The sequence below is a fragment of the Bosea beijingensis genome, from assembly GCF_030758975.1.
In the GTDB taxonomy this organism is placed as follows: domain Bacteria; phylum Pseudomonadota; class Alphaproteobacteria; order Rhizobiales; family Beijerinckiaceae; genus Allobosea; species Allobosea beijingensis.
This window is the reverse complement of record NZ_CP132359.1, coordinates 4,623,007-4,648,767: the sequence shown is the minus strand read 5'-3', so window position 1 is coordinate 4,648,767 and position 25,761 is coordinate 4,623,007. Positions and strand designations below refer to the sequence as shown.

The 25,761-nt window shown below is 67.4% G+C and carries 25 protein-coding genes; 21 read left to right on the top strand and 4 right to left on the bottom strand.

Annotation, left to right across the window (positions count from 1 at the left end; translation table 11 throughout):
* Window positions 1–201 precede the first annotated feature (201 nt).
* Window positions 202–594 carry a hypothetical protein gene (locus tag Q9235_RS22160; protein WP_306223942.1) on the top strand — a complete coding sequence of 131 codons (393 nt, stop codon included), beginning with the start codon at window positions 202–204 and terminating at the stop codon, window positions 592–594.
* Window positions 595–728: 134 nt separating this feature from the next.
* On the opposite strand, the gene Q9235_RS22155 is transcribed toward Q9235_RS22160, so the two are convergent.
* On the bottom strand, window positions 729–1,913 hold the full coding sequence (locus tag Q9235_RS22155) for an aminotransferase (RefSeq protein ID WP_306223941.1): 1,185 nt from the start codon (window positions 1,911–1,913) through the stop codon (window positions 729–731).
* Between the two features lie 107 nt (window positions 1,914–2,020).
* Here Q9235_RS22155 and Q9235_RS22150 point away from each other — a divergent pair, with 107 nt between their 5' ends.
* A complete protein-coding gene (locus Q9235_RS22150) occupies window positions 2,021–2,776 on the top strand; it encodes an SIR2 family NAD-dependent protein deacylase (RefSeq protein WP_306223940.1) in 756 nt (251 codons plus the stop codon).
* Here Q9235_RS22150 and Q9235_RS22145 read toward each other — a convergent pair.
* Window positions 2,773–3,402 carry a LysE family translocator gene (locus Q9235_RS22145; protein WP_306223939.1) on the bottom strand — a complete coding sequence of 210 codons (630 nt, stop codon included), beginning with the start codon at window positions 3,400–3,402 and terminating at the stop codon, window positions 2,773–2,775. The genes Q9235_RS22150 and Q9235_RS22145 overlap by 4 nt on opposite strands.
* Window positions 3,403–3,600: 198 nt before the next feature.
* On the opposite strand from Q9235_RS22145, the gene Q9235_RS22140 reads away from it, so the two are divergent.
* Together Q9235_RS22140 and Q9235_RS22135 are read left to right on the top strand one after the other, a co-directional pair.
* Window positions 3,601–4,218: a cold-shock protein gene (locus tag Q9235_RS22140; protein WP_306223938.1), complete on the top strand. Its 618-nt coding sequence runs from the start codon at window positions 3,601–3,603 to the stop codon at window positions 4,216–4,218.
* A 234-nt stretch (window positions 4,219–4,452) separates the two neighbouring features.
* The gene (locus Q9235_RS22135; protein WP_306223937.1) at window positions 4,453–5,490 is read left to right on the top strand and encodes an HD-GYP domain-containing protein; all 1,038 of its coding nucleotides are present in this window, start codon (window positions 4,453–4,455) and stop codon (window positions 5,488–5,490) included.
* Between the two features lie 49 nt (window positions 5,491–5,539).
* Here the strand turns inward: Q9235_RS22135 and Q9235_RS22130 are convergent, their stop codons facing one another.
* Window positions 5,540–5,890, bottom strand: coding sequence for a HesB/IscA family protein (locus tag Q9235_RS22130; RefSeq protein WP_306223936.1), 351 nt, complete (start codon window positions 5,888–5,890; stop codon window positions 5,540–5,542).
* 86 nt (window positions 5,891–5,976) lie between these two features.
* Between Q9235_RS22130 and Q9235_RS22125 the strand changes: the two genes are divergently transcribed.
* From Q9235_RS22125 to Q9235_RS22055, 15 genes are all read left to right on the top strand, one after another.
* The gene (locus tag Q9235_RS22125; RefSeq protein WP_306223935.1) at window positions 5,977–7,230 is read left to right on the top strand and encodes a deoxyguanosinetriphosphate triphosphohydrolase; all 1,254 of its coding nucleotides are present in this window, start codon (window positions 5,977–5,979) and stop codon (window positions 7,228–7,230) included.
* A gap of 176 nt (window positions 7,231–7,406) precedes the next feature.
* Window positions 7,407–9,173 (top strand): arginine--tRNA ligase, encoded by a 1,767-nt coding sequence (argS, locus tag Q9235_RS22120; RefSeq protein WP_306228403.1) that lies wholly within the window; start codon window positions 7,407–7,409, stop codon window positions 9,171–9,173.
* A gap of 99 nt (window positions 9,174–9,272) precedes the next feature.
* Window positions 9,273–10,847 carry an SPOR domain-containing protein gene (locus Q9235_RS22115; protein ID WP_306223934.1) on the top strand — a complete coding sequence of 525 codons (1,575 nt, stop codon included), beginning with the start codon at window positions 9,273–9,275 and terminating at the stop codon, window positions 10,845–10,847.
* 183 nt (window positions 10,848–11,030) lie between these two features.
* Window positions 11,031–12,125 carry a TRAP transporter substrate-binding protein gene (locus Q9235_RS22110; protein WP_306223933.1) on the top strand — a complete coding sequence of 365 codons (1,095 nt, stop codon included), beginning with the start codon at window positions 11,031–11,033 and terminating at the stop codon, window positions 12,123–12,125.
* A 117-nt stretch (window positions 12,126–12,242) separates the two neighbouring features.
* On the top strand, window positions 12,243–13,253 hold the full coding sequence (nagZ, locus tag Q9235_RS22105) for a beta-N-acetylhexosaminidase (protein ID WP_306223932.1): 1,011 nt from the start codon (window positions 12,243–12,245) through the stop codon (window positions 13,251–13,253).
* 48 nt (window positions 13,254–13,301) lie between these two features.
* A complete protein-coding gene (locus tag Q9235_RS22100) occupies window positions 13,302–14,132 on the top strand; it encodes a segregation and condensation protein A (RefSeq protein ID WP_306223931.1) in 831 nt (276 codons plus the stop codon).
* A gap of 5 nt (window positions 14,133–14,137) precedes the next feature.
* Window positions 14,138–14,827: an SMC-Scp complex subunit ScpB gene (gene scpB / locus Q9235_RS22095; protein ID WP_306228401.1), complete on the top strand. Its 690-nt coding sequence runs from the start codon at window positions 14,138–14,140 to the stop codon at window positions 14,825–14,827.
* Window positions 14,828–14,940: 113 nt separating this feature from the next.
* Entirely contained in the window at window positions 14,941–15,981 is a 1,041-nt protein-coding gene (locus Q9235_RS22090; protein WP_422678393.1) for an ABC transporter ATP-binding protein, read from the top strand.
* 81 nt (window positions 15,982–16,062) lie between these two features.
* Window positions 16,063–16,311 carry a twin-arginine translocase TatA/TatE family subunit gene (locus tag Q9235_RS22085; RefSeq protein WP_047577664.1) on the top strand — a complete coding sequence of 83 codons (249 nt, stop codon included), beginning with the start codon at window positions 16,063–16,065 and terminating at the stop codon, window positions 16,309–16,311.
* 44 nt (window positions 16,312–16,355) lie between these two features.
* Window positions 16,356–17,051 (top strand): Sec-independent protein translocase protein TatB, encoded by a 696-nt coding sequence (gene tatB, locus Q9235_RS22080; RefSeq protein WP_306223928.1) that lies wholly within the window; start codon window positions 16,356–16,358, stop codon window positions 17,049–17,051.
* The gene (tatC, locus tag Q9235_RS22075; RefSeq protein WP_306223927.1) at window positions 17,048–17,860 is read left to right on the top strand and encodes a twin-arginine translocase subunit TatC; all 813 of its coding nucleotides are present in this window, start codon (window positions 17,048–17,050) and stop codon (window positions 17,858–17,860) included. The genes tatB and tatC overlap by 4 nt, the downstream gene beginning before the upstream one ends.
* A gap of 198 nt (window positions 17,861–18,058) precedes the next feature.
* The gene (serS, locus tag Q9235_RS22070) at window positions 18,059–19,360 is read left to right on the top strand and encodes a serine--tRNA ligase (RefSeq protein WP_306223926.1); all 1,302 of its coding nucleotides are present in this window, start codon (window positions 18,059–18,061) and stop codon (window positions 19,358–19,360) included.
* Window positions 19,361–19,363: 3 nt separating this feature from the next.
* On the top strand, window positions 19,364–20,125 hold the full coding sequence (gene surE / locus Q9235_RS22065; protein ID WP_306223925.1) for a 5'/3'-nucleotidase SurE: 762 nt from the start codon (window positions 19,364–19,366) through the stop codon (window positions 20,123–20,125).
* Between the two features lie 19 nt (window positions 20,126–20,144).
* A complete protein-coding gene (locus Q9235_RS22060) occupies window positions 20,145–20,807 on the top strand; it encodes a protein-L-isoaspartate O-methyltransferase family protein (protein WP_306223924.1) in 663 nt (220 codons plus the stop codon).
* A gap of 281 nt (window positions 20,808–21,088) precedes the next feature.
* On the top strand, window positions 21,089–22,348 hold the full coding sequence (locus tag Q9235_RS22055) for a LysM peptidoglycan-binding domain-containing M23 family metallopeptidase (protein ID WP_306223923.1): 1,260 nt from the start codon (window positions 21,089–21,091) through the stop codon (window positions 22,346–22,348).
* Between the two features lie 214 nt (window positions 22,349–22,562).
* Here the strand turns inward: Q9235_RS22055 and Q9235_RS22050 are convergent, their stop codons facing one another.
* Window positions 22,563–23,441, bottom strand: a complete 879-nt coding sequence (locus Q9235_RS22050) for an ATP-binding protein (RefSeq protein WP_306223922.1) — start codon at window positions 23,439–23,441, stop codon at window positions 22,563–22,565.
* Window positions 23,442–23,781: 340 nt separating this feature from the next.
* Between Q9235_RS22050 and yajC the strand changes: the two genes are divergently transcribed.
* Window positions 23,782–24,057: a preprotein translocase subunit YajC gene (yajC, locus tag Q9235_RS22045; protein WP_306228400.1), complete on the top strand. Its 276-nt coding sequence runs from the start codon at window positions 23,782–23,784 to the stop codon at window positions 24,055–24,057.
* A 63-nt stretch (window positions 24,058–24,120) separates the two neighbouring features.
* Window positions 24,121–25,731: a protein translocase subunit SecD gene (gene secD, locus Q9235_RS22040; RefSeq protein WP_306223921.1), complete on the top strand. Its 1,611-nt coding sequence runs from the start codon at window positions 24,121–24,123 to the stop codon at window positions 25,729–25,731.
* Window positions 25,732–25,761 lie beyond the last annotated feature (30 nt).

The window sequence follows — 25,761 nt, the reverse complement described above, 5'->3', positions numbered from 1 at the left end:
ATGGGTCTGGCGTGGCTGCTGCTGTCCTCATGAACGGGAGAGGGCGCCGACGCATCTCACAAGCGCGTGGGCGGGTTTGCTGGGCAGGCCGGAATTGTCGCCGCATCGATTGAACCGGAACGCTGCGAGCCGCGACGAAGGATGGCTCCGGCGCTGGTTACCAGCATTGCCGGGGCGCTTCTTCCATCGGCCTGGATTCCCATGAAGACCTTCTTCCTCGTCACCATCCCGCGCGTCCTGCTTGGGGTGATCTTCCTGATCAGCGCCGTCGACGGCTTCTGGTGGCTCGCTACAGGCGTGAACCTGATCCATCCGCCGACCAGCCCGCGTGGGGTCGTCTTCGAGACCGCCTTGCAGGATTCCGGCTTCATCTGGCCCTTCATCAAGGCAATCAACCTCACCGGCGCGCTGAGCCTGATCTCCAATGTCGTGCCGGCCTTCGGGCTCGCGCTGATCGCGCCTGTGATGGCGGTGATCGTGCTGTTCCACGCCACGATCAACCCGCAGGGCCTGCCGGTCGCGGTCATTCTGGTGGTGCTGGGCTCGATGCTGGTCTGGGCCTATCGCGACCGGTATGCGGAACTGTTCCGGTAGGACGGGCCTAACATCCGCACGTCATTCCGGGCGCAGCGCAGCGAAGACCCGGAATCCATCAAAGGGCGATGCGCTCTACGATGGATCCCGGATCGGCGCCGCTTCACGGCTTGTCCGGGATGACGGCGGTGAGGTCAGAGCGAAAACCCTGTCAACCGCTCGCGCAATTCTTCGATTCTGTCGGCCGTGACATTGGCGATGGCGATGCGCAGGTGGTTCTCCTGACCGGGGCCGAAATAGGGGCCGGGCAGGGCGAGCACGCCGCAATCCTCGACGAGACGGCGCGCCACCTCAGCCGCCTTCACGCCTTCGAACGGGTGGGCGACATAGGCGAAATAGGCGCCGGCCGAGAGCACGCGCCAGCCATTGAGCGGCGCCATCGCATTGCGGAAGAGGTCGGCGCGGGCGTTGATCTCAGCGCGATTGCGCTCGCGCCAGTCGCGGATGCCGTCGATGCCCCAGGTCACCGCCGCCTGGCCGGCCCGGACCGGGCTGATCTGGACGCAATCGAGCACCTTGCCGATCTGCGCGAGCGCCGGCTCGCCGGCCGTGATCGCGCCGAGGCGCCAGCCCGGAATCGCATAGGCCTTCGAGAAGCTGTAAAGGCCGATCACTGAATCCCGCCAGCTCGTTGCCGAAAAGACTTCATGCGGCTTGGCAACATCCGCGGGTAGGAAATCGCGATAGGTTTCGTCCAGCACCAGCCAGATGCCGCGCCTCGCACAGAGCGCGGCGAAGGCGGCGATGGTCTCTGGCGGATAGACCGCGCCGGTCGGGTTGTTGGGGGTGACGAGAACGATGGCGCGGGTGCGCTCGTCGATCAGTGCCTCGGCTGTCGCGGCATCCGGAACGAAGCCGGCTTCCGGCGCACAGGGGAGCGGGCGGGCCTCGACCCCGAGCATGGTCAGCGTCATCTCGTGGTTGAAATACCAGGGCGTCGGCAGCAGGACGTTGTCGCCGGCCCGCGCCAGCGCCATCATCGTCACGACATAAGCCTGATTGCAGCCCGAGGTGATCGCGACCTCGGCCGGCTTGAAGGCCGTGCCGTAGATGCGGGAGATTTCGTTGGCATAGGCTTCGCGCAAGGTCGCATCGCCGGTGATGCCGCCATAGCGCGTGCTGCCGGGCTCGGCCGCGGCCGCAGCGAGCTTCTCCAGCAGGGCGACTGGCGGAGGGGCGCCGGGGACCGCCTGCGAGAGGTCGATCAGCGGGCCGCGGACGCCGCCATAGGCACGCGCCCAGCCCTGCGCCTCCGGGATCGGCGGCGTGCCGGTGTCGATGAGATCGGGATTGAGGGCGGCGCTGGCGGTCGTCGGCATGGTGCATCTGATTTGCGGCGTGCGCGCGTTTCCGTCAATCGCCTTGGAAGCGCAGCAAACCCGCGCCATATCTGGAAGGACTTCCAATCCAGCGATCGGACGGGTGCATGCAGGACGAGACCGAGGATGCCATCGCGGCGCTGCATGCGCTGCTCGACCGGGCGGACAGCATCGTCAGCTTCACCGGCGCCGGCATCTCGACGGAATCGGGCGTGCCGGATTTCCGCACGCCGGGCTCGCCCTGGATGGTCAACAAGCCGATTCCCTACGATGCCTTCGTCCAGAGCCGCGAGGTCCGCATCGAAGCGTGGCGCCGCAAGTTCACGATGGACGACCATTATCGCGGCGCGGCGCCGAACAGCGGTCATCGCGCGCTGGCGCGGCTGGTCGCGGACGGGCGCTCGCCGGCCATCGTCACCCAGAACATCGACGGCCTGCACCAGGCGTCCGGCGTGCCCGAGGACAAGGTGATCGAGCTCCATGGCAACGGCACCTATGCGACCTGCCTGACCTGCGGCTGGCGGCATGAACTGGCGGCGATCCGGCCGGCTTTCGAGGCCACCGGCGAGCCACCGGCCTGCACGATCTGCGCCGGGCCGGTGAAATCTGCGACGATCTCCTTCGGGCAGGCGATGCCGCAGGAGGCGATGAAGCGAGCGCAGATGTTGGCGCTGGAATGCGAACTGTTCCTCGTCGTCGGTTCGTCGCTGGTGGTCTATCCGGCGGCGACGCTACCTGTGATCGCCAAGCGGCAGGGCGCAAAGCTCGTCATTCTCAATCGCGAACCCACCGAACTCGACCCGATCGCGGACCTCGTGATCCGGGCCGAGAGCGGGGCGGTGCTGGGCGCCTTGCCGGGCTAATCGCGCGAGGCGAGAGCCAGCCTGATCGCGAGGCCACCGAAGACCGCGCCCATCAGTCGTTGCGGGAGGCGCGCCAAGGCCGGCCGGCTGGCCAGCGCCTGGCCGATGCGGCTGGCCGCGAGGATGACGATGCCGTTCATCAGCAGGCCCATGAGGTTCAGGATCGTCGCGAGAACGACGACCTGGAGCGCGATCGAACCCAGTTCCGGCTTCAGGAATTGCGGCAGCAGCGCCAGCATGAACAGCGCCATCTTCGGATTCAGCAGATTGGTCCAGAGTCCCTGCAGGAAGATGCGGCGCAGCGGGACGGCGGCGACGCGCCCCGGCGCGAAGAGCGGCGTCCGCGCCCGCAAGGTCGTCCAGGCGAGATAGGCGAGATAGGCCGCGCCGAGCCAGCGCAGCACGTCATAGGCCGTCGGCACGAGGATGAAGAGCTGGGACAGGCCGAAAGCGGCGGCGAAGGCTTGAAGATAGCTGCCGATCGCGATGCCCGCATAGGTGAGGAGGCCCGCCATCCGCCCTTGGCTCAGGCTGCGCGAGGCGATCAGCAGCATGTCGGGGCCGGGCGTGGCTGTCAGGACCGCCGCCGCGGCGGTGAAGAGCGCGAGCGTGGACAGGTCGAGCATTGCGAATCTCGTGACGTGGCGTTCCGGCATCATGCCACGGCCCTGACTTCAGCCGTTACGCATCTTCCGATGAGCTGATCCGTCCGGCTGTCAGGGCGCCGGATGGTGTGGACGAATTTTTCGGGGCTGTATCCTGAATCGGCAGCAATGGTATCGTGACAACGCGAATCAAGCGTTGCGCGTGGGGGTGAGCGGCACATGTCCGACGAATTCGGTGAGAGCGGGCGGCCACCGATGGGTCCCATCCAGTCACTCAATCGAGTCGTGCGGCTCGATGGGCCGAGCAGCCACACGTCGGAAGTGCCGGTCGAGATCACCGGCTACGTGAAATGGTTCGATGTCTCCAAGGGCTACGGCTTCGTCGTGCCGGAGGCGGGCGGCGCCGATGTGCTGCTCCATGTCACGATCCTGAAGCGCGATGGATTCAATACGATAGCTGAAGGCGCTCGCATCGTGCTCGAAGCAGTCGAGAAGGCGCGAGGCCGCCAGGCCGTGCGCGTGCTCTCGATCGACACGACCTCCGGTCGCCATCCGGCCGAAATGCCGATGGCACGCACCAATGTCGCGGTCACGCCGACGAGCGGACTGGAGCGCATGGTGGTGAAGTGGTTCAACCGCCTGCGCGGTTTCGGCTTCGTCTCGAAGGGCGAGGGGGCGCCCGACATCTTCGTGCATATGGAGACGCTGCGCCGCTACGGCCTCGTCGAGTTGGTGCCGGGGCAGACGGTTCTCGTCCGCTACGGACCGGGACCGAAGGGGCTGATGGCCGCGGAAATCCATCTGGAGCAGGATGTGGCCGCGACCGCGGCGCACTGAGGCGTGAAAGGCCGACGCGGCAGCCGCAACCCGGTTCGTGCCTGAACAATCGCTCTCCTGCATGTTTTTTATTCGCGGTAGACCCGGGTCCCGGCGATGGGCTTTACGGTTCATCAATCCGCGCGGCTTTGAGATGCTGGCTTCTTCGGAGGCCACGTCATCGTTCTTCTGCTCAGTGATCACGACGATCGCCGCCAGGCGCTGCAACGGATTCTCTCCATCTGGGGTCCGTGCATGGCGCTGTCGCCCGGCGATGGCGGAGATGTCCGGCATGAGGGCAGCCCGCTTGTCGTCGTCGATTGCGATCTTTCCGACCGGCTGAGCATCGAGGCCATGCGTGCCGTGCTGGCGCCGTTGCGGGCTTCCAGTCCGCATTGTCTTTTCCTGCTCCGCGACATGTCGAGCCGCTGCCAGACCCAGGCCAATGCGCTTGGTGCGACGGATATTCTGCCGGTGGAGGTTTCGGCGGCCGGGCTGCTCGACAGGATCGGGCTGCTGCTGGCGCCGCCGAGCCAGTCCGACAGCGCGGCTGTGCTGGGGCGGCGCTTCGTGGCAGCCTCTGCGGGGCTCTCGGACCTGATGGCGGCCGCTGAAGCCGGCGCCGGATTGCCGCTGCAAGCGATCGATGACAGCGTCACCGCCCTCAACCGAGCGGCCGATGGCGGGGATCTCAACGCCTGGCTCGACATGGTGTGGCGGCATGACGATGCCACCTACCAGCATTGCCTGCTCGTCTCGGGGCTTGCCGCGGCCTTCGCCCATCGGCTCGGCTTCCGCGAGGCCGACCGGCGACTGATTGCCGAGGCGGCGATCCTGCACGATATCGGCAAGGCCCATGTTCCGCTCGATATCCTGCGCAAGCCCGCAGGGCTGTCGCCGGCCGAGCGCGAGGTCATGCGCCGGCATCCCGGCATCGGCCATGACATGCTGGTCGCGCAAGGCGGTTTCGCGCCGATGGTCCTGACCGCGGTGCTCTCGCATCACGAGTATCTCGACGGTTCGGGCTATCCGCAGGGGCTCGGCGGCGATGCAATTCCCGATCCTGTCAGGATCATCACGATCTGCGACGTCTATGCCGCATTGATCGAGCGGCGCAGCTACAAGCCGCCGATCCCGCCGGGCGAGGCCTATGCGGCGCTCGTCGCGATGGGCGGCAAGCTGGACCGCGATCTCGTCAGAGTCTTCGGCGAGGTCGTGCTCGATGCCGCTATCATGCGGCTCGGGCAATACGGGAAACCCGTCCTGAAACGCGCGGCGGAGCACGCCGCCTGAGCCCGAACGGGCTGTTCAAGCCAGAATCGTTTGCTTGCTTGCTCGGGTCTCAGACCGCGAAGGAGGTGCCGCAACCGCAGGAGCTGGTCGCGTTCGGATTGGTGATGCGGAAGGACTGGCCGATCAGGTCGTCGACGAAATCGATCGTGCAGCCTTCGAGCAGGTCGAGCGAGGTCTCGTCGATCAGCACGGTCGCGCCGTCGCGCTCGATGACGAGATCGTCGGGCGCCTTCTCCCGGTCGACGTCGAAAATGTACTGGAAGCCCGAGCAGCCGCCGCCGGCGACGCTGACGCGCAGCATCGAGCCCGGCGGCTCGTTGGCCATCACCGAGAGAATGCGCTTGGCGGCGTTTGCGGTCACCGCGATGCCGCGCGGGTTGACCGCAAGATCGGTCGACATGGTCAGATGCTCCTTGCACCCTGGTTACCCGGGAAGGTAATGGCCCGGCAGCGCCTCCACAAGGACGGGCGCGCGACGGGGCAGCCATGCCGCATCCACAGAACCCGCCTTCCGCCTTCTCCTTCGCGCCCGGCACCGAGCCGGGAGAGCGGTGGCGCGCGCCCTATGCCTGCCGCTCGACGACGAGCCGCGGACGCCTCGTGGCGGAGCCGGCCTCGGCGACGCGCGGCGAATTCCAGCGCGACCGTGACCGCATCATCCATTCGACGGCCTTCCGCCGGCTGAAGCACAAGACGCAGGTCTTCGTCTCGCATGAGGGCGACCATTACCGGACGCGCCTGACCCATACGATCGAGGTAGCGCAGATCGCTCGTGCCTTGGCCCGCGCGCTCGGCCTCGACGAGGATCTGGCCGAGGCCCTGGCACTGGCACATGATCTCGGCCACACGCCCTTCGGCCATACCGGCGAGGACGCGCTGGAAGAATGCATGGACGGGTTCGGCGGCTTCGATCACAACGCCCAGACGCTCCGGATCGTGACGCGGCTGGAGCGGCGCTATGCCGATTTCGACGGCCTCAACCTGAGCTGGGAGACGCTGGAGGGGCTGGTCAAGCACAATGGCCCGCTGCTCGATCACGAGGGCAGGCCGACGGCGCGCTATGCCAAGAGCGGCATCCCGGTCGCGATCGTCGAATACCAGCAGCGTCAGGATCTCTGGCTCGACAGCTATGCCTCGGCCGAGGCGCAAGCCGCGGCTTTGGCCGACGATATCGCCTATAACGCTCATGATATCGATGACGGGTTGCGGGCCGGGCTGTTCGGCCATGCCGAACTCCGTGCCGTGCCGTTCCTCGCCGAACTGCTCGACGAGATCGAGCGCCTGCATCCGGGGCTGGAGCGGGCACGGGCCACCAACGAGCTGGTGCGGCGGGTGATCACCCGCTTCGTCGAAGACGTGATCGCGGAATCGCAGCGACGCCTGACAGCGCTCGCGCCGGATGATGCCGATGCGATCCGGCGGGCAGATGCTCCCGTCATCGCCTTCTCCGCTGCGATCGAGGAGGCCGATCGCGACATCAAGAGCTTCCTCTATCCGAACATGTACCGCCACCCGCGTATCGCGCCTGTTCGGGCCGATGCGGCGCAGGTGGTGCGCGAGCTGTTCCAGCGCTTCAGCGCCGATCCGGCGGCGATGCCGGAGGAATGGGCGGCGGGCTGCGATCCGCTCGACGAACACCGCCGCGCCCGGCGAATCGCCGACTACATTGCCGGGATGACCGACTGGTACGCGCTCGACGAGCACCGCCGCCTGTTTGACGCCACCCCCTCGCTGCGATAGGGCCGGGCGGCCGAAAAGAATGATCTGGATTGCATAGCCCTCATCCTGAGGAGCCGCGAAGCGGCGTCTCGAAGGATGCTCCAGTTTTCAGAGCCTTCTGGAGCATCCTTCGAGACGCGCCTGCGGCGCTCCTCAGGATGAGGGCTGATGAACCGATACAGCCGAAGATGACCACGATGAACCTGTTCGAGATCTATTCCGCCCGTCTTCACACCGCGCTCTCGGCTCTGGCCGAGCGAGGCGCTCTTCCGGCCGGCCTCAATCTCGCGCGCGTCGTGGTCGAGCCGACCAAGGACCCCGCCCATGGCGATCTCGCCACCAACGCCGCGATGGTGCTGGCCAAGGATGCCGGCACCAACCCGCGCGCGCTTGCCGCGCTGCTGGTCGAGGAGTTGGCGAAGGACCAGGAGATCACCAAGGCCGAGATCGCCGGCCCCGGCTTCATCAACCTGACGCTGCAACCGGCCGTGTTCACGGCGGTGCTGAAAGCCGCGATCGAGGCGGGGCTGGATTACGGGCGCGGTGCGCCGAAGCCCGAGCCCAAGGTGAATGTCGAGTACGTCTCGGCCAATCCGACCGGGCCGATGCATGTCGGCCATGGCCGCGGCGCGGTGTTCGGCGATGCGCTGGCGAGCCTGCTCGCCTTCGCCGGCCATGACGTCACCCGCGAATACTACATCAACGATGCCGGTGCGCAGGTCGACGTGCTCGCCCGCTCCGCCTTCCTGCGCTATCGCGAGGCGCTGGGGGAAGATATCGGCGCGATCCCCGAGGGACTCTATCCCGGCGACTACCTGGTCTCGGTCGGCAAGACACTGGCCGAGCAGTATGGCGACACGTTGCGCGACAAGGCGGAATGGGACTGGCTCCCGCTCGTCCGGCAGGCGGCGATCGACGGCATGATGGCGATGATCCGCGACGATCTCGCCGCGCTCGGCGTCGTCCACGAGCTCTTCTTCTCGGAGCGCTCGCTGCAGGGGCGGGACGGCAATTCCAACGCCGTGCACCAGACCATCGAGGATCTGCGCGCACGCGACCTCGTCTATGAAGGGCGCCTGCCGCCGCCGAAGGGCCAGAAGGACGAGGACTGGGAGGATCGCGAGCAGACGCTGTTCCGCGCCACCAAGTTCGGCGACGATGTCGACCGGCCGCTGCTGAAGTCGGATGGCAGCTACACCTATTTCGCCAACGACATCGCCTATCACCGCTCCAAGTTCATGCGCGGCTTCCCCGAGATGATCGACGTCTGGGGCGCCGACCATGGCGGCTATGTCAAGCGCATGCAGGCGGCGGTGAAGGCTGTGACGAACGGGCAGGGCTCGCTCGACGTCAAGCTCTGCCAACTCGTGCGTTTGCTGCGCAATGGCGAGCAGGTGCGCATGTCGAAGCGCTCCGGCGATTTCGTCACCCTGCGCGAGGTCATCGACGAGGTCGGCCGCGATGCGGTGCGCTTCATGATGATCTTCCGCAAGAACGACGCGACGCTGGATTTCGATCTCGGCAAGGTCGTCGAGCAGTCGAAGGACAATCCGGTCTTCTACGTCCAGTACGCGCACGCGCGCTGTGCCTCGATCTTCCGGCAGGCGCGCGAGGCTTATCCCGATCTCGATCTGTCGACGCCAGCGCTGGCCGGGGCCGACCTCTCGATCCTGACCGACGAGGCAGAAGTCGGCATCGTCAAGATGCTCGCATCCTATCCGCGAATCATCGAGGGCGCGGCCGCCGCGCATGAGCCGCATCGCGTGGCGTTCTTCGTGCATGAACTGGCGAGCGCCTTCCATTCGCTCTGGAACAAGGGCAAAGACTCGCCGCAATTACGGTTCGTTAATCAAACTGATCGAAAGTCGACCCTGGCAAGACTGGCGTTCGTGCATGCGGTGCGCAGCGTTCTTGCTTCCGGTCTGGCTGTCGCCGGAGTTGCGGCGCCGGAAGAGATGCGCTGACGGAGAATTTTCCGGCGGCGCGCACAAGGTCAGGTTGACCGCACAGAGTTCCCGGTTCTTCCATAGGGGGAAGCGGCTTGTGCTGGAATGGATCGTACCATGAGTGAGCCAGCTAGGAATCGTTTCGCGCTCGATCTCGAAGATCTCGAGCGCCAGCTCCGCGGAGCAGGGCAGGCGCCCCGCTCCGGGCAGCAGGCCGATCCGCTTGCGGAACTGACCCGCATCGTCGGGCAGGACGACCCGCTCAAGGATATCTTCGCCGAGCGGCGCCAGCCGCCGCGCCCGGCGATGCGTCAGGAGCCGAGCTTCGAGGTCGTGCCGCCGCAGCCCGCGCCGGCCGTTCCCGAGGTCAGCCAGCCGCCGGCCGAGATGCGCGGCGCGCTCGACGAGTTCGAGGCGCTGCTGCGCCGCACGGAGCCGCGCCGGGCGGAAGCGCCCGCGCCGGTGCCGGCACAGCCTGCTCGCCAGCAGGACTATCAGCCCGATTTCGATCTGCCGGAACCGCTGCCCTACGCTCGGCCGGCCCCCATTCAGGGCGCGGCTCCGCCGCGCGATCTCGATGAAGGCGCGCAGTATCGCCAGGCTCCGGCCGCCTATACGCCGGAAGAGCCAGCCTACGACTATGGCCATGCCCAGCAGGGCGCGCCGATGCCGGATTACAGCGAAGACGATCTGCCCGACCTGGAGCCGCGCCGTTCGCGCAAGGGGCTCTGGGCGGCTGCAGCGGTCATCGCTATCGGCCTCATTGGTGTCGGCGCGGCCTTTACCCTGCGTGGTGGCTCTGCGTCCAAGGACGGCCAGCCGCCGGTGATCACGGCCGATGCCGGGCCGGTCAAGGTCGAGCCGGTCAACCCCGGCGGCGCCGAGATCCCGAATCAGAACAAGCAGATCTACGAGCGCAGCGCCGATGCCTCGCCGGCCCAGAGCAAGGTCGTGAACAACGAGGAGCAGCCGGTCGACGTCCAGCAGGCGGCTCGCTCGATGCCGCCGCGCGTGGTCATGCCGGGGCCGATCTCCAGCGCGGGCAACGCGCTCGCCGCGGCCCCCAGCACGCCCGAGCGCAGCATTCTGCCGGCGGAACCGGCGCTGACCCCGATGCCGCCCGTTCCGGGCCTCGGCGAGCCGCGCAAGGTCCGCACGGTCTCGATCCGCCCGGACGGCACGCCGGCGCAGAACCCGGTCGTGGTCGACAGCAACCAGCCGATCGCCACGGGCTCGGCCCCGACCCGCTCAATCGCCAATCAGGCGACAAATCCGGCACCGCAGCGTCAGGTTCCGACTGTGGCCGCCGCGCCGAAGGTCCAGGAGCGTGCCACGACGCCGCCGGCTGCCACGACCCCGGTCGCGCCAACACGCCTTGCCAGCGCCGCGCCGGCTCCCGCGGCCGCGCCGCCGGCCCCGGCGACCGCTGCGGTTCGCGCCGGAACCGGCGATTTCGTGGTGCAGCTCGGTGCGCCCGGCAGCGATGCCGAGGCTCGCGCGACCTTCGCGGCGCTGCAGCGCAAATACCCGCAGCAGCTCGGCGGGCAGGCGCCGATCATCCGCAAGACGGAACTCGCCGGTGGCAAGACCGTGTTCCGCCTGCGCGTCGGGCCTTATTCCCGCGAGGATGCGACATCGATGTGCTCGGGGCTCCAGGCGGCAGGCGGACAGTGCTTCATCGCCAAGAACTGATCTGACCGATCCGCAACAGGACATGACGGCGGTGCCCATCGGGCGCCGCCTTTTTCATTTGAATCAGACGCATGACAGGGTGTGCCGCCCCGCTTGTTTCACGCGTTGAGCCATGCGAGTAGCCTCCCCAACAACGCGAGGCCTGCCCCTACGGGCAGGCCGTCCGAACGCTGGAGGTAGTCCATGGATCGCCGCAAATTCGTCAAGGTCGCCGCCGCCGGCGCGGCCGGTAGCGCCGCCATCGCCGCGCCCGCCATCGCCCAGTCGCAGCCCAAGATCAACTGGCGCCTGACCTCGAGCTATCCCAAGAGCCTCGACACGCTGTTCGGCATCTCGACCCATGTCGCGAAGCGCGTGGCCGAAGCGACCGACAACAACTTCCAGATCCAGGTCTTCGCGCCGGGCGAGATCGTGCCGGCCCTGCAGGCTCTCGACGCCGTGCAGAACGGCACCGCCGAGTGCAGCCACACGCTGGCGAGCTTCTATATCGGCAAGGACCCTGCCTTCGCCTTTGAGACCTCGCTGCCCTTCGGCTTCAATGCCCGCCAGCAGAATGCCTGGCTCTATCAGGGCGGTGGCCTCGAGCTCTGCCGCGCCTTCATGAAGGGCTACAACGTCCACACCATTCCGTCGGGCAATACCGGCGCGCAGATGGGCGGCTGGTTCCGCAAGGAGATCAAGTCGCTCGAGGACCTCAAGGGCCTGAAGTTCCGCATCGCCGGCCTCGGCGGCCGGATCATGGCCCGCCTCGGCGTCGTGCCCCAGACCATCGGCGGCGGCGACATCTATCCGGCGCTGGAGCGCGGCACGCTCGATGCCGTCGAGTTCTCCGGCCCCTATGACGACGAGAAGCTCGGCTTCGTGAAGGTCGCCAAGTACTACTACTATCCCGGTTTCTGGGAGGGGAACGCCAATGTCAGCTTCCTCGCCAACCAGGACAAGTGGAACGAGCTGCCGGCCTCCTACAAGGCGATCGTCGAGGCCGCCTGCGCCGAGGCCAACATGAACTGCCTGGCCAAGTACGACCACAACAACCCCGACGCGCTGATTCGCCTCGCCGGCACCGGGGCGGAGTTGCGCCCCTTCCCGCAGGAGGTGATGACGGCCGCGTTCAAGGAGGCCTTCGCCATGTATGGCGAGCTCGCCGCCAGCAACGCCAATTTCAAGACCTTCTACGATTCCTTCCTGCCCTACTGGAAGAAGGAGCAGCTCTGGTTCCGCATCGCCGAGCTACCCTTCGACGCGTTCAACGCGCAGGCCTATCAGCAGGTGAAATGAGGATTTGTGCGGGCGCGGTTGGCCTTTGACCACGCCCGCACTGCTTTCTGTGGCCCTGTATCGGCATTGTCCGAAAACCGCATTTCCCTTTTCGGGCCGATGCCGTAACCCGATGTCATGACATCGCGCGCCTTCATCGCCGGCTGCCTCGGCACGAGTCTCACTGCTGACGAGCGGGCCTTCTTCCGCGACGCAAGGCCCTGGGGCTTCATCGTCTTCAAACGCAACACGCAGTCGCCCGAGCAGGTTGCCGCGCTGACCGCCGAGATGCGCGAGACGGTCGGCTGGCAAGCGCCGATCCTGATCGACCAGGAGGGCGGACGCGTCCAGCGCATGGGGCCGCCGAACTGGCCGAAATACCCGTCGGCCCGCGCCTTCCTCGCGATCAACGATCCCATCCGCCAGCGCGAGATCGTTCGACTTTCGGCGCGATTGATGGCGCACGACCTGAAAAGCGTCGGTATCGATGTCGACTGCCTGCCGGTGCTCGATGTGCCGGTCGCCGGCAGCCATGACGTGATCGGCGACCGCGCCTATGCGCATGATCCCGATCAGGTGGCGCGGCTCGGCCGGGCCGCGGCCGAGGGGTTGATCGCCGGCGGCGTGCTGCCGGTCGTCAAGCACATGCCCGGCCATGGCCGGGCGCGGGCCGACAGCCATCACGACCTGCCGGTCGTCGATGCCTCGCTGGACGAGCTCCGGGCGCATGATTTCCGGCCGTTCCGGCATCTCGCCGATATGCCGCTGGCGATGACCGCCCATCTCGTCTTCACCGCGCTCGACGCCAAGAACCCGGCGACGATCTCCCGCAAGATCGTGCGCGAGATCATGCGCGGCGAACTCGGCTTCGACGGGCTGATCATGACCGACGACATCTCGATGAAAGCGCTCTCGGGCTCCTTCGAGGCGAAGTCGCGTGCCGCGATCCGGGCCGGCGTCGACGTGATCCTGCATTGCCACGGCATCATGGACGAGATGATCGCTGTCGCCGGGGCCGTGCCGGAGATGACGGGCGCCCGCGCCCGCCGCGCCGCCGCCGCGCTCGGCCGCATCCGGCACGAGCCGGAGCCGGTCGATCTGGAGGCCGCGCGCGCCGAGATCGCCGCCGCGCTTGCTTTGCAGGGCTGATCAGCCGAATCTGCGCCTTCGGGGATGACAGGTGGGGCAGGGCCTTCGATGACGGCCGAATTGCCATTCGAGGAAGACCGCGCGGAGCGTGCGGGCGAGCCTTCGCTCGTCGTCGATGTCGACGGCTATGAAGGGCCGCTCGACCTGCTGCTCGACCTTGCGCGCCGGCAGAAGGTCGACCTGCACCGCATCTCGATCCTGGCGCTGGCCGAGCAGTACCTCGCCTTCGTCGAGGAGGCGCGGGCGCTGCGGCTCGAACTCGCTGCCGATTATCTCGTGATGGCAGCCTGGCTCGCCTATCTCAAGTCGCGCCTGCTGCTGCCCGAGCCCCCCAAGGGCGAGGAACCGAGCGCCGCCGATCTCGCGACTGCGCTCGCCTTGCGCCTGCGCCGGCTGGAGGCGATCCGAGCCGCCGCCAACAAGCTTTCGGCGCGCGAGCGGCTGGGGCAGGACGTCTTCGCGCGCGGTGCGCCCGAGGAGATCGTGGCTGGCGCCCGGCCGGTCTGGGAGGCCGAGCTCTACGATCTGCTCACAGCCTATGCCCAGCAGCGGCAGAAGCGGGTGCAGGGCCATATTTCGGTCGGTCATCGCGCCGTCTGGTCGCTGGTCGAAGCGCGCGAGGCGTTGCATCGGCTGGTCGGCGAAGCCGGCGACTGGACCGAACTCGACGGCTATCTCACGCAATACATGGCGTCGCATGGCCTGCCGGTGCGCGAGATGCGGGCGACGGTCCGAGCTTCTGCTCTGTCCGCGATGCTGGAGATGGTGCGGGAAGGGGTCCTCGACCTCAGGCAGGACGAGCCGTTCACGCCAATCCAGGTGCGCCGTCGCTCGGCCCGGCCGGCAGGGCTGCCTTTCGCCGCCAGGGACGCTTCATGACCGGCATGGCGGTCGACCCCGACGATGCCGAGGCCGACGGTGGGGCGGAGGCCTTTTCGCAGGCGCTGCGCGTCGTCGAAGCGCTGCTGTTCGCTTCGGTGGCGCCGCTGGCCGCCGATGCGCTCGGCCGTGCCATTCCGGCCGGCATCGCGATCGAGCAGGTGCTGGCCCGGCTGGTCGAGAGCTATGCGACGCGCGGGGTCAATCTGCGTCAGGTCGCCGGCGGCTGGGCCTTTCGCACGGCACCTGACCTCGGCTACCTGCTCGCCGCCGAAGCGGAGCCGCCACGGCGGCTGTCGCGGGCGGCGCTCGAAGTGCTGTCGATCATCGCCTATCACCAGCCGGTGACGCGGGCCGAGATCGAGGAGATCCGCGGCGTCGCCACCGCCAAGGGCACTCTCGACATCCTGCTGGAGGCGGGCTGGGTGCGCCTGCGCGGGCGGCGCCGCTCGCCGGGCCGGCCGATTACCTATGGCACGACGCCGGGCTTCCTCGACCATTTCGGGCTCGACCGTATCGACGACCTGCCGGGGCTGGAGGAATTGAAGGGCACGGGTTTCATCGAAGGGCGATTGACGCGTGACCTCGCCGTGCCGGTGCCCGACGACGATCCGTCCTTACGCGACGACGAGGACCCGCTCGGCGACCTGTTCAGCCCGCTTGACGACGGCGAAGGCGGACCGCAACAGGGGTGAGGGACCCGGCCACCGGCCGGGACGGAACGGCCGGAGCGGGATCGACCTTGGCGGAAACCAAATCAGGATGGCTCGGCTGGGGCCGGCGCGGCACGGCCGGCGCCGCGATCCCGATGGCGCTCGGCTTCGAGAGCGTGACGCAGCGCTTCGGTGTGGTGACGGCGCTGTCCGACGTCTCGCTCTCCGTCAAGCCGGGCGAGATCGTCGCGCTTCTCGGCCAATCCGGCTGCGGCAAGACGACGCTGCTCCGGCTCGCCGCCGGAGTAGAGCGGCCGAGCGCGGGCCGCGTCCTGCTGGAAGGGCGCGACGTTTCGTCAGCCGATCGCTTCGTCGAGCCCGAGCATCGCGGCGTCGGCTTCGTCTTCCAGGATTATGCGCTGTTTCCGCATCTCAGCGTGCGCGACAATGTCCGTTTCGGCCTGCGTGGCCAGGCGCCTGCGGCGGCCGAAGCCACCGCATTGCGGGCGCTGGCGCGTGTCGGCCTCGCCGAACTCGCCGATTCCTATCCGCATATGCTCTCGGGCGGCGAGCAACAGCGCGTTGCGCTGGCGCGCGCCATCGCGCCGCGGCCTGGCGTGCTGCTGATGGACGAGCCGTTCTCCAATCTCGACCGGCGCCTGCGCGACGTGGTGCGCGACGAGACCGCAGCCCTGCTGGAAGAGACCGGCGCGACCTCTATCATCGTGACGCATGATCCCGAGGACGCGATGCGCATCGCCGACCGGATCGTGCTGATGCGAGCCGGGCGGATCGTCCAGATCGGCACCGGCGAGGAGCTTTACCGGCGGCCCAACAGCCTCTTTGCCGCCCGATTTTTCTGCGATCTAACCGAAATCGAGGGTCGGGTTTCCGACGGAGCCGTCGAGACGCCGTTCGGCCGCTTCGCGGCGCCGGGGATCGCGGAGGGCGTGGCGGCGATTGCCTGCATCCGGCCGCATCGCGTGCGCATCGTGCCGAAGGGCTATTATCTGCGCGGGAGGCTGATCGGCCGGCGCTTTCTCGGCGAGGCCGACCATCTGCAGGTGACGGTGGATGGCTTCGACCGGCCCCTGTCGGTTCGCGCCCCGCTCTCGGACGAGATCGCGGTGGGCGACGAGATCGGGGTCGAGATTCCCTCGGACGAAGTCCTTGTGTTTCCGGCTGCGGATCAATAGGTTCCGCCGCCGAACAATCGACCGGGCCAGGATTTGGTTGGGGCCATTCCCCGGTCGAGATCATTTCGGAGGAGTTTCGCCATGGGTGGCGTGAGCATTTGGCACTGGATCGTCGTCGGCGTCATCGTGATGCTGCTGTTCGGACGCGGCAAGGTTTCCGAGTTGATGGGCGACGTCGCGAAGGGCATCAAGTCGTTCAAGAAGGGCATGGCCGAGGATGACGAGGCGGCGGCGCCGACCGCTACCAATGTCGACCCCAAGGTGATCGACCAGACCAAGGCCGACAACGCCGCCGCCCAGGCCCAGGCCAAGGCCGAGCACAAGGCCTGATGCCGCTGCCCCCTCAGGGGCAGGCTTGAGAGGACGAGCCGTCGATGTTCGACATCGCCTGGAGCGAGATGGTGCTGATCGGCGCGGTGGCGCTGGTCGTCATCGGCCCGAAGGACCTGCCCAAGGCCCTGCGCACGGTCGGCCAGACGGTCGCTCGTGTCCGCCGCATGGCCTCGGAATTCCAAGGGCAGTTCAACGAGGCGATGCGTGAGGCCGAACTCGCCGACCTGAAGAAGCAGGTCGAGGATGTCGGCGGATCGGTCTCGAACTCGCTGAACACCGATTTCAAGCCGATCGACTCGATCAAGGATTTCGAGGCTTCCAAGACGGAAACCCCGAAGCCTGACGAGGCCGCGCTGAAGGAGGCCGAGGCCAAGCTCGCTGCGTTGCCGCAGCCCGAGCCGCTGCCGCCCGTCCAGATCGAGACGCCGAAGCCTGCCGACAAGCCGAAGCGGACGCGCAAGACTGCGGCCGAGCCGGTTGCGCCCATCGTCGAGGCTCCGGTTGCCGTGGCCGAGCCTGTCCCGGAAAAGCCGGTCCGCAAGCGCAGCGCCAAGGCGGCCGAAGCTCCGGCCGCCGTCGAAGCGCCGGCTCCGGTCGTGACTGTGCCCGTGAAGGCGCCGAAAGCTGCCGTCGCGCGCAAGCCGAAGACTGTGGTTGCCGCCGCTGCCCCGGCTGAACCGGCCAAGCCTGCCGCCCGCAAGCGCAAGACCGCCAAGGGCGAGGAGAATTCCGCATGAGCGTCGCCAATCCTCGCGAGGGCGAGGACGAGATCGAGGCCTCGCGCGCGCCGCTCATCGAGCATCTCGTCGAATTGCGCTCGCGGCTGATCAAGTCGCTGATCGCCTTCCTGATCATGTTCTTCGTCTGCTTCGGCTTCTCGACGCAGATCTACAACATCCTGGTGCTGCCCTATGTCTGGGCCGCCGGCAGCGCTGCCAATGCCCAGTTGATCTATACCGGCCCGCTCGAGCTGCTGTTCACCCATATCAAGGTGGCGGCCTTCGGCGCCGGCTTCTTCGCCTTCCCGGTGATCGCGACGCAGATCTACAAGTTCGTCGCGCCCGGCCTGTACAAGAACGAGAAAGCGGCCTTCGCGCCCTATCTGGTGGCGACACCGGCGTTCTTCACGCTCGGCGCCATGCTGGTCTTCTTCTTCGCCATGCCGGTGCTGATGAAGTTCTCGCTCGGCATGCAGCAGGCCGCGACCGAAACCCAGGCCGGCATCGCGCTGCTGCCGAAGGTCAGCGAGTACCTCTCGCTGATCATGACGCTGATCTTCGCCTTCGGCATCGCCTTCCAGCTTCCGGTGATCCTGACCCTGCTTGGGCAGGCCGGCATCATCGATTCGAAGTTCCTGAAGGAAAAGCGCCGCTACGCCATCGTCTTCGTCTTCGTCGTGGCGGCTGTGCTCACCCCGCCGGACGTGATCTCGCAGCTCATGCTCGCGATCCCGATGATGCTGCTCTACGAGCTCTCGGTGTTCTCGGTGCGCCGCGTCGAGAAGAAGGGCGAGGCCGCGAAGGCAGAAGCGGACGCGGCGGAGTAAGGCTCCGCCGTCATGCTCGCCCTCGTGGCGAGCATCCACGTCTTGAGCGCTGCATCGATGAAGACGTGGATGGTCGGGACAAGCCCGACCATGAAGGGGCTGTTGCGTCGAATGCCGATCTCGGTGGTTCCCTCGCGCGCGATCCCGGTCTAGAGCATGCGACGCTGCATTCCGCAGCGATGGCATGGCCGGACGACGATGTACGACATCAGATGGATTCGCGAGAACGCCGCGGCGTTCGACCAGGGGCTTGAACGCAGGGGCCTGGCGCCGCTGTCGTCCTCGCTGCTCGCACTCGATGACGTCCGCCGCTCGTCGATCGCCAAGGCGCAGGCCACGCAGGAGCGCCGCAACGCGCTCTCCAAGGAGATCGGCAAGGCGATGGGCGCGAAGGATGTCGCGCTCGCCGACACCCTGAAGGCCGAGGTCGCTGCCCTCAAGGAGCAGCAGCCGGCGCTGGAGGCCGAGGAGAAGGCCGCGAAGGACAAGCTTGATCGAGAGCTTGAGGCGATCCCCAACATCCCCTTCGACGATGTGCCGGATGGCGCCGACGAGGATGGCAATGTCGTGCTGCATGTCCATGGCGTGAAGCCGGAGGAGCGTGGCTTGCTCAAGGGCGTCAACGCTCCCAAGCAGCATTTCGAGCTGGGCGAGGCGCTGGGCCAGATGGATTTCGAGAAGGCGGCCAAGCTTTCAGGTTCGCGCTTCGTCGTGCTGCAGAGCCAGATCGCGCGGCTGTCGCGGGCGATCGGGCAGTTCATGCTCGACACGCACACGGAGGAGCACGGCTATACCGAGGTCAATCCGCCGCTGCTGGTGCGCGACGACGCGATGTTCGGCACGGCGCAACTGCCGAAGTTCCGCGAGGACCAGTTCCGCGCTGGCGAGGAGCATTGGCTGATCCCGACCGCCGAGGTGCCGCTGACCAATCTGGCACGGGAATCAATCCTCTCCGAGGAGGAGCTGCCGCTTCGATTCACCGCGCTCACGCCTTGCTTCCGATCGGAAGCCGGCTCGGCCGGTCGCGACACGCGCGGCATGCTGCGCCAGCATCAGTTCGAGAAGGTCGAGCTCGTCTCGATCACCGCGCCGGAGAAGTCGCGCGAGGAGCATGAGCGCATGCTCGCCTGCGCCGAGGCCGTGCTGAAGAAGCTCGGTCTGCATTATCGCGTGATGACCCTGTGTACCGGCGATATGGGTTTCGCCTCGCAGAAGACCTGGGACATCGAGGCCTGGCTGCCCGGCCAGAAGACCTATCGCGAGATCTCGTCCTGCTCGGTCTGCGGCGATTTCCAGGCGCGCCGCATGAACGCCCGCTACAAGACCAAAGACGGCAAGGGGCCGTTCTTCGTGCATACCCTCAACGGCTCGGGCACGGCGGTCGGCCGCGCGCTGATCGCGGTGATGGAGAACTATCAGAACGCCGACGGCTCGATCACCGTGCCGGACGTGCTGGTGCCGTATATGCGCGGCGTGACGCGGATCGAGAAGGCGGCCTGAGACATGCGTATCCTCGTCACCAACGATGACGGCATCCATGCCGAGGGCCTGGCCGTGCTGGAGCGCATCGCACACCAGCTCTCCGACGATGTCTGGGTCGTGGCGCCCGAGACCGACCAGTCGGGCGTGGCGCATTCGCTGTCGCTGTCCAATCCGCTCAGGCTGCGCCAGATCGAGGAGAAGCGCTTCGCGGTCCAGGGCACGCCGACCGATTGCGTGATCATGGCGGTGCGCGCCGTCATGAAGGAGGCGCGGCCCGATCTCGTGCTCTCCGGCGTCAACCGGGGCTCGAACGTCGCCGAGGACGTGACCTATTCCGGCACCATCGCGGCGGCGATGGAAGGCACGCTGCTCGGCGTGCCCTCGATCGCGGTGAGCCAGGCCTATATGCCGGGCAATCGCGAGGCGATCCGCTGGGACTGCGCCGAGAGCCATGCGCCGGGCATCATCCGCCGCCTGCTGGAGGAGGGCATTCCGGAAGGCGTGCTGTTCAACCTAAACTTCCCCAATGCCGGGCCGGACGAGGTCGAGGGCGTCGCCGTCACCGTGCAGGGGCGGCGCGACCAGGGCATCGTGCAGCTCGAACCGCGCAAGGACGGCCGCGGCAATCCCTATTACTGGATCGCCTTCCAGCGCAGCGGCAAGGAACCGGCCAACGGCACCGACCTGAAGGCGCTGGCGGAGAAGCGCATCTCGGTCACGCCGCTCGAGCTCGATCTGACGCATGAGCCGACGCTGACGCGCTTCGCGCAGCTCTTCGCCTGAGCCGGGAGCGGGGAGGGGCATGAGCGAGGACGCGCCGGCCAGCGAAGGCGAGCGCACCGTCGCCTTCCTGCTCTCGCTCCGGGCGCGGGGCGTGCGCGATCTCGCGCTGCTGCGCGCGATGGAGCGGGTGCCGCGCGACCGCTTCGCGCCGGCCCGCTTCGCCGATCTCGCCCGGCAGGACGTCTCGGTGCCGCTGCCCTGCGGCCAGACGATGACGGCGCCGCATACCGTCGCCAACCTGCTCGGCGCGCTCGACATGCAGCCGGGCGCGCGCGTGCTCGAGGTCGGCACCGGCTCCGGCTATGTCTCGGCGTTGCTCGCCGCGATGGGTGGGGAGGTCGTCTCGCTGGAGCGCTATCGGTCGCTCGCACTGGCTGCGCATGAGCGCGTCTCAGGCAGCGGCTTCGGCGGGGTCGTCGACCTGCGCCATGCCGATGGCTTCCAGCCGGACCGGACGCTGGGCCGTTTCGACCGCATCCTCGTCAACGGCGTCACGCAGGCTGTGCCGGAGGCGTTGCTGGCGCGACTTTCGCCGGGCGGTCGTCTCGTCGGCGCGCTGCGTATGGAGGGCGCCGCGCGGCGGGTGGTGGTGACGCATCTCGAAGACGGACAGTTCGACCATGCGACCGGGCCGGCCTTGCGCCTGCCGCCGCTGATCCCAGGGCGTTCGCGCGCGCTGTAAAGCCACCGTGATCCCGGCAGCCGGCCGTGTCCGCGCCTATTGCCGCGCGATCGGCGGGCTGTGCCGGAGCGATCGAGCGACGACAGATCCTACCCAAGTTTCTCAGGGCGTTTACGCGAAATTAAGCTCAACGGGACTTTAATCCCGGTCATCGAGTTGCGTCGTTCGCGAGTACTCAGTTCATGCGTAGCCAAGCCGGATCGATCAATCCCCGCTCTCTCCGTCGTTTGTCCACGGTGTGCCTGTTCGCCATCGGCGTCAGTGCCTGCTCGTCGGATACGATGCGTTTCACCGAGACGCCGTTCGACAGTCCGTTCAAGTCGGCTCAGGCGCCGGCTGCGGTTCGTGATCCGGTCACGACCGGCTCCATCGGGCAGGTGTCGAGTGCGCCGCTCCAGCCGGTGGCCTCCGCGCCGCTCGTCCGGGCGCAGCCTCTGCCGCCGCCGCAGTCCTCCGTCGCGCTGGGTTCGCCGGCTCCGCAGGCCGTCTCCGGCGGCTCTGCCGGTTGGTCCGCGCAGGGCGGGACTCCGGTCGTTCTCGCCCAGGGCGAGACGCTCGATACGATCTCGTCGCGCTACGGCGTCCCGCGCGCCGCCATCATGTCGGCGAACGGGCTGAACAACGCCAATGTCACTCCCGGCACGCGGATCACCATTCCCGTCTATAACGCATCGGGCTCCGCTTCCGCCGCTGCTCCGGTGCCGGCTCGCCAGGTCGCCCAGGCGCCGGCCGAGACGCAGCGCTTCGTCGCCGGGCCGTCCGCAGCCCCCCGCGTCGCGCATCCGGCTGCCGTCGATACGAAGGCGCAGGCCAAGGCTTCCGCCGAGGCCAGGGCCGCTGACGCCGCTGACGCCAGGACGAAGGCCGCCGCCGACGCGCAGGCCATGAAAGAATCGCGCGCCCGCTTCGCCGCCGAGGCCAAGGCGAAGGCTGACGCCCGCAAGACCGCTTCCCTGCCGACCCCGGCCGCCAAGCCGGCGGCTGCCGTGAAGCCGACGCCCGAAATGACGCCCGTGAAGACCGCTGCGCCGGCTGCCAAGCCCGTCGTGGTCGCGAGCGCTCCGGCGGCCGAGCCGAAGCCGACTGCGATTCCCCGGTCCGAGCCAGTCGCCGATCCGAAGACCACCGCCAGCATCCCCAAGCAGGAAGAAGAGGCGGCCTCCGCATCCGACAAGGCGGATTTCCGCTGGCCGGCTCGTGGTCGCGTCATCGCTGGCTATAGCGGCAAGGGCGGCAACGAGGGCATCAACATCGCGGTCCCCGAGGGCACGCCGATCAAGGCGGCCGAGGGCGGCACGGTGGCTTATGCCGGCAGCGAGCTGAAGGGCTACGGCAATCTCGTCCTGATCCGCCACCCGAACGGCTATGTCTCGGCCTATGCCCATAACGGCGAGCTCAAGGTGAAGCGTGGCGACACCGTGAAGCGCGGCCAGGTCGTCGCCAATTCCGGCCAGACCGGCAACGTCTCCTCGCCGCAGCTCCACTTCGAACTGCGCAAGGGTTCCGCGCCGGTCGACCCGACGCCCTACCTGAACAACTGATATCGGAGCCGCGGACGAGGTTTCACCCTTCGATCGGTTCCGCGAGACCCTCCCGATCGAAAAGAACGGGGCTGCCCCAGAAAAGGGCGGCCCCGTTTTCGTTTATCCAGCTTCGTCATGCTCGCCCTTGCGGCGAGCATCCACGTCTTGAACGCCGCCTTTGATCGGTGAAGACGTGGATGGTCGGAACAAACCCGACCATGACGTGGAGCGCTTACCCCTCCAGCTTCCGGCCCAGCCGGCCGGCGAGGTCCTGGATATACTGCCAGGCGGTACGGCCGGAGCGGGAGCCGCGTGTCGTCGACCATTCCAGCGCGTCGCGGCGTAGTTCTTCCGGCGCGACATCCAGCCCGAAATGGCCGGCATAGCCGTCGATCATCTCCAGGTACTCGTCCTGGCTGCATTTGTGGAAGCCGAGCCAGAGGCCGAAACGGTCCGAGAGCGAGACCTTCTCCTCGATCGCCTCGCCCGGATTGATCGAGGTCGAACGCTCATTATCCATCATGTCGCGCGGCAGCAGGTGGCGCCGATTCGAGGTGGCATAGAAAACGACATTGTCCGGCCGGCCCTCGACGCCGCCGTCGAGCACCGCCTTCAAAGACTTGTACGAGGTGTCGTCGCTGTCGAAGGACAGATCGTCGCAGAAGACGATGGCGCGATGGGGATCGTTGCGCAGCAGGCTCATCAGCGCGGGCAGGCTCTCGATGTCCTCGCGGTGGATCTCGATCAGCTTCAGCGGCAGCGCGTCCTTGGCGAGGCGCAGGTTGGTATCGGCATGGACCGCCTTGACCAGCGAGGACTTGCCCATGCCGCGCGCGCCCCAGAGCAGCACGTTATTGGCCGGCAGGCCCTTGGCGAAGCGCTCGGTATTCTCGGCCAGCGTGTCGCGGACGCGGTCGACGCCGCGCAAAAGCGAGAGCGAGACGCGATTCACCTTCGGGACGGGCACCAGTTCCGAGCCCGCCGCCTGCCAGACAAAGGCGTCGGCGGCCTTGAGATCGGCCGCCTTGCGGCGGGGCGGGGCGATGCGCTCCAGCGCGTCGGCGATGCGCAGCAGCGTGGCGAGCGTCTGGTCGGTCTCGGTCGTGGTCATGGCGGCGGGCCTTCGTTGCGTCCTGCTGAACCGTACCGTACCGTCCGGTACGGTTCTTGCCGCTACCTAAACCACGCCGTGGATCGTGCGCAAGGGGCATTGCGCGAATGGCAGCCAGCCCATAGGTGAGGGAGCGCGCTTGGGCGACCGGGCGCTTCCGATTGATTTCACGGCGTCGCTGGCTATAGTCCGCGCGATTTTGCGGCCGGGCGGTGGTTTTGGCCTTACGTCTTTCCATCAGAGATTCGCGGTCGGCGGCGTGCCGCCGCCGTACCAGAGGAGTGTATTCGTGATCACCCCCGCTTTCGCCCAGGCCACAGGAGCCGGTGGCGGCGCCGACATGCTGATCCAGCTCGTGCCGTTCCTGCTGATCTTCGTCATCATGTGGTTCCTGATCATCCGGCCGCAGCAGCGTCGGGCCAAGGCTCATCAGGAGCTGATCAAGAACGTGCGCCGTGGCGACACCGTCGTCACCTCCGGTGGCATGATCGCGAAGGTCTCGAAGGTCGTCGACGATGGCGAGCTGGAAGTCGAGATCGCCGACGGCGTGCGCGTGCGCATCGTGCGCGGCATGATCCAGGACGTCCGCTCCAAGGGCGAGCCGGTCAAGAACTGAGAATGCGGTGGCTAGGGCTCCCGATTCGGGAGCCCGGGCACGATAACAAGGCTGTTCACGCAGATGCTTCGTCTCCAGGCCCGCAAGGTCATTCTCGTCCTGCTCGTGCTGTTCATCGGCTGCGGGCTCGCCGTGCCGAACCTCTTGTCGCCTGAGACGCGCAAGGCCATCGAAACCAACGCGCCGTCCTGGATTCCGCGGGCCCTCCTGCCGATCCACGCGGTGGTGCTCGGCCTCGATCTGCAGGGCGGGTCCCACGTCCTGCTCGAAATCGACCGGGCCGAGCTGGTCCGCAGCCAGATCGTCCAGCTCCGCGACGACGTCCGTCGCATCCTCCGCGAAGAGCGTGCCAACCCGCAGGGCGGCATCCAGACCACGACGCGCGGTGTGCAGGTGCGTGTTCCGGACGCCACGGAGCGCGCCCGCGTGCTGCCGAAGCTGCGCGAGCTCTCCCAGCCGATCGGTACGCTCGGCGCCTTCGGCCCCTCCGGCAACCAGTCCATCGCCATCACCGAGCAGCCGGACGGGCTGATCCAGCTCACGGTCACGGAGGCTGGCTCGAACGAGCGTGTCCGCCGCGCTGTCGAGCAGGCGATGGAGGTGCTGCGGCGGCGCGTCGACGCGCTCGGCACGACAGAGCCGAACATCCAGCGCCAGGGCCTCGACCGCATCCTGGTCCAGGTGCCGGGCCTCCAGGACCCGCAGAAGCTCAAGGAAATCCTCGGCCAGACCGCGAAGCTCGAGTTCCGCCTCGTCGGCGATGCCAATAGCAACGATGCCGAGATGCTGCCGTCGCAGGATTCCGGCGGCCAGATGGTCCCCGTGCTGCGCGCCCCTTCGGTCGACGGCGCCGATCTCGTCGACGCCCAGCCATCCTTCGATTCGCGCAGCGGCACGCCGATCGTGAATTTCCGCTTCAACATCCGGGGTGCCCAGCGCTTCGGCCAGATCACCACCGAGAATCTCGGCCGCGCGCTGGCGATCGTGCTCGACAACAAGGTGATCTCGTCGCCGGTGATCCAGTCGCCGATCACGGGCGGCTCCGGCCAGATCTCGGGCAGCTTCACGGTCGAGCAGGTCAACAACCTGGCGATCCTGCTCCGCGCCGGCGCGCTGCCCGCCAAGATGACGATCGTGGAAGAGCGCACCGTCGGCCCCGGCCTCGGCGCCGACTCGATCCAGGCCGGCAAGATGGCGACCCTGATCGCGACCGTGCTGGTGGTGATCTACATGCTCTTGACCTACGGCATCTTCGGCCTGATCGCGAGCATCGCGCTGCTCGTCCATGTCGGCCTGATCTTCGGCCTGATGTCGTTCCTCGGCGCGACGATGACGCTGCCCGGCATCGCCGGCATCGTGCTCACCATCGGCACGGCGGTGGACTCGAACGTGCTGATCTACGAGCGCATGCGCGAGGAAGAGCATGCTGGCCGCAGTCTCGTCTCGGCGCTCGAAGCGGGCTTCCAGCGCGCCTTCGCGACGATCATCGACTCCAACGTCACCATGCTGATCGCGGCGGTGGCGCTGTTCTCGCTCGGCTCCGGCCCGGTGCGCGGCTTCGCGGTCGTGTTCATCCTGGGCATCCTGACCACCGTCATCACGGCGGTGACGCTGACCCGGATGCTGATCGCGATCTGGTATCGCTGGGCCAAGCCCAAGCATCTCCCGTTCTGACGCTGCCAACCCCTCAGGAGATTGGCCATG

Coding starts and splice junctions, on each gene's coding strand:
- Q9235_RS22160 (WP_306223942.1), top strand. CDS start 202: ATGAAGACCTTCTTCCTCGTCACCATCCCGCGCGTCCTGCTTGGGGTG.
- Q9235_RS22155 (WP_306223941.1), bottom strand. CDS start 1,913: ATGCCGACGACCGCCAGCGCCGCCCTCAATCCCGATCTCATCGACACC.
- Q9235_RS22150 (WP_306223940.1), top strand. CDS start 2,021: ATGCAGGACGAGACCGAGGATGCCATCGCGGCGCTGCATGCGCTGCTC.
- Q9235_RS22145 (WP_306223939.1), bottom strand. CDS start 3,402: ATGCTCGACCTGTCCACGCTCGCGCTCTTCACCGCCGCGGCGGCGGTC.
- Q9235_RS22140 (WP_306223938.1), top strand. CDS start 3,601: ATGTCCGACGAATTCGGTGAGAGCGGGCGGCCACCGATGGGTCCCATC.
- Q9235_RS22135 (WP_306223937.1), top strand. CDS start 4,453: ATGGCGCTGTCGCCCGGCGATGGCGGAGATGTCCGGCATGAGGGCAGC.
- Q9235_RS22130 (WP_306223936.1), bottom strand. CDS start 5,890: ATGTCGACCGATCTTGCGGTCAACCCGCGCGGCATCGCGGTGACCGCA.
- Q9235_RS22125 (WP_306223935.1), top strand. CDS start 5,977: ATGCCGCATCCACAGAACCCGCCTTCCGCCTTCTCCTTCGCGCCCGGC.
- argS (WP_306228403.1), top strand. CDS start 7,407: ATGAACCTGTTCGAGATCTATTCCGCCCGTCTTCACACCGCGCTCTCG.
- Q9235_RS22115 (WP_306223934.1), top strand. CDS start 9,273: ATGAGTGAGCCAGCTAGGAATCGTTTCGCGCTCGATCTCGAAGATCTC.
- Q9235_RS22110 (WP_306223933.1), top strand. CDS start 11,031: ATGGATCGCCGCAAATTCGTCAAGGTCGCCGCCGCCGGCGCGGCCGGT.
- nagZ (WP_306223932.1), top strand. CDS start 12,243: ATGACATCGCGCGCCTTCATCGCCGGCTGCCTCGGCACGAGTCTCACT.
- Q9235_RS22100 (WP_306223931.1), top strand. CDS start 13,302: ATGACGGCCGAATTGCCATTCGAGGAAGACCGCGCGGAGCGTGCGGGC.
- scpB (WP_306228401.1), top strand. CDS start 14,138: ATGGCGGTCGACCCCGACGATGCCGAGGCCGACGGTGGGGCGGAGGCC.
- Q9235_RS22090 (WP_422678393.1), top strand. CDS start 14,941: ATGGCGCTCGGCTTCGAGAGCGTGACGCAGCGCTTCGGTGTGGTGACG.
- Q9235_RS22085 (WP_047577664.1), top strand. CDS start 16,063: ATGGGTGGCGTGAGCATTTGGCACTGGATCGTCGTCGGCGTCATCGTG.
- tatB (WP_306223928.1), top strand. CDS start 16,356: ATGTTCGACATCGCCTGGAGCGAGATGGTGCTGATCGGCGCGGTGGCG.
- tatC (WP_306223927.1), top strand. CDS start 17,048: ATGAGCGTCGCCAATCCTCGCGAGGGCGAGGACGAGATCGAGGCCTCG.
- serS (WP_306223926.1), top strand. CDS start 18,059: ATGTACGACATCAGATGGATTCGCGAGAACGCCGCGGCGTTCGACCAG.
- surE (WP_306223925.1), top strand. CDS start 19,364: ATGCGTATCCTCGTCACCAACGATGACGGCATCCATGCCGAGGGCCTG.
- Q9235_RS22060 (WP_306223924.1), top strand. CDS start 20,145: ATGAGCGAGGACGCGCCGGCCAGCGAAGGCGAGCGCACCGTCGCCTTC.
- Q9235_RS22055 (WP_306223923.1), top strand. CDS start 21,089: ATGCGTTTCACCGAGACGCCGTTCGACAGTCCGTTCAAGTCGGCTCAG.
- Q9235_RS22050 (WP_306223922.1), bottom strand. CDS start 23,441: ATGACCACGACCGAGACCGACCAGACGCTCGCCACGCTGCTGCGCATC.
- yajC (WP_306228400.1), top strand. CDS start 23,782: ATGCTGATCCAGCTCGTGCCGTTCCTGCTGATCTTCGTCATCATGTGG.
- secD (WP_306223921.1), top strand. CDS start 24,121: ATGCTTCGTCTCCAGGCCCGCAAGGTCATTCTCGTCCTGCTCGTGCTG.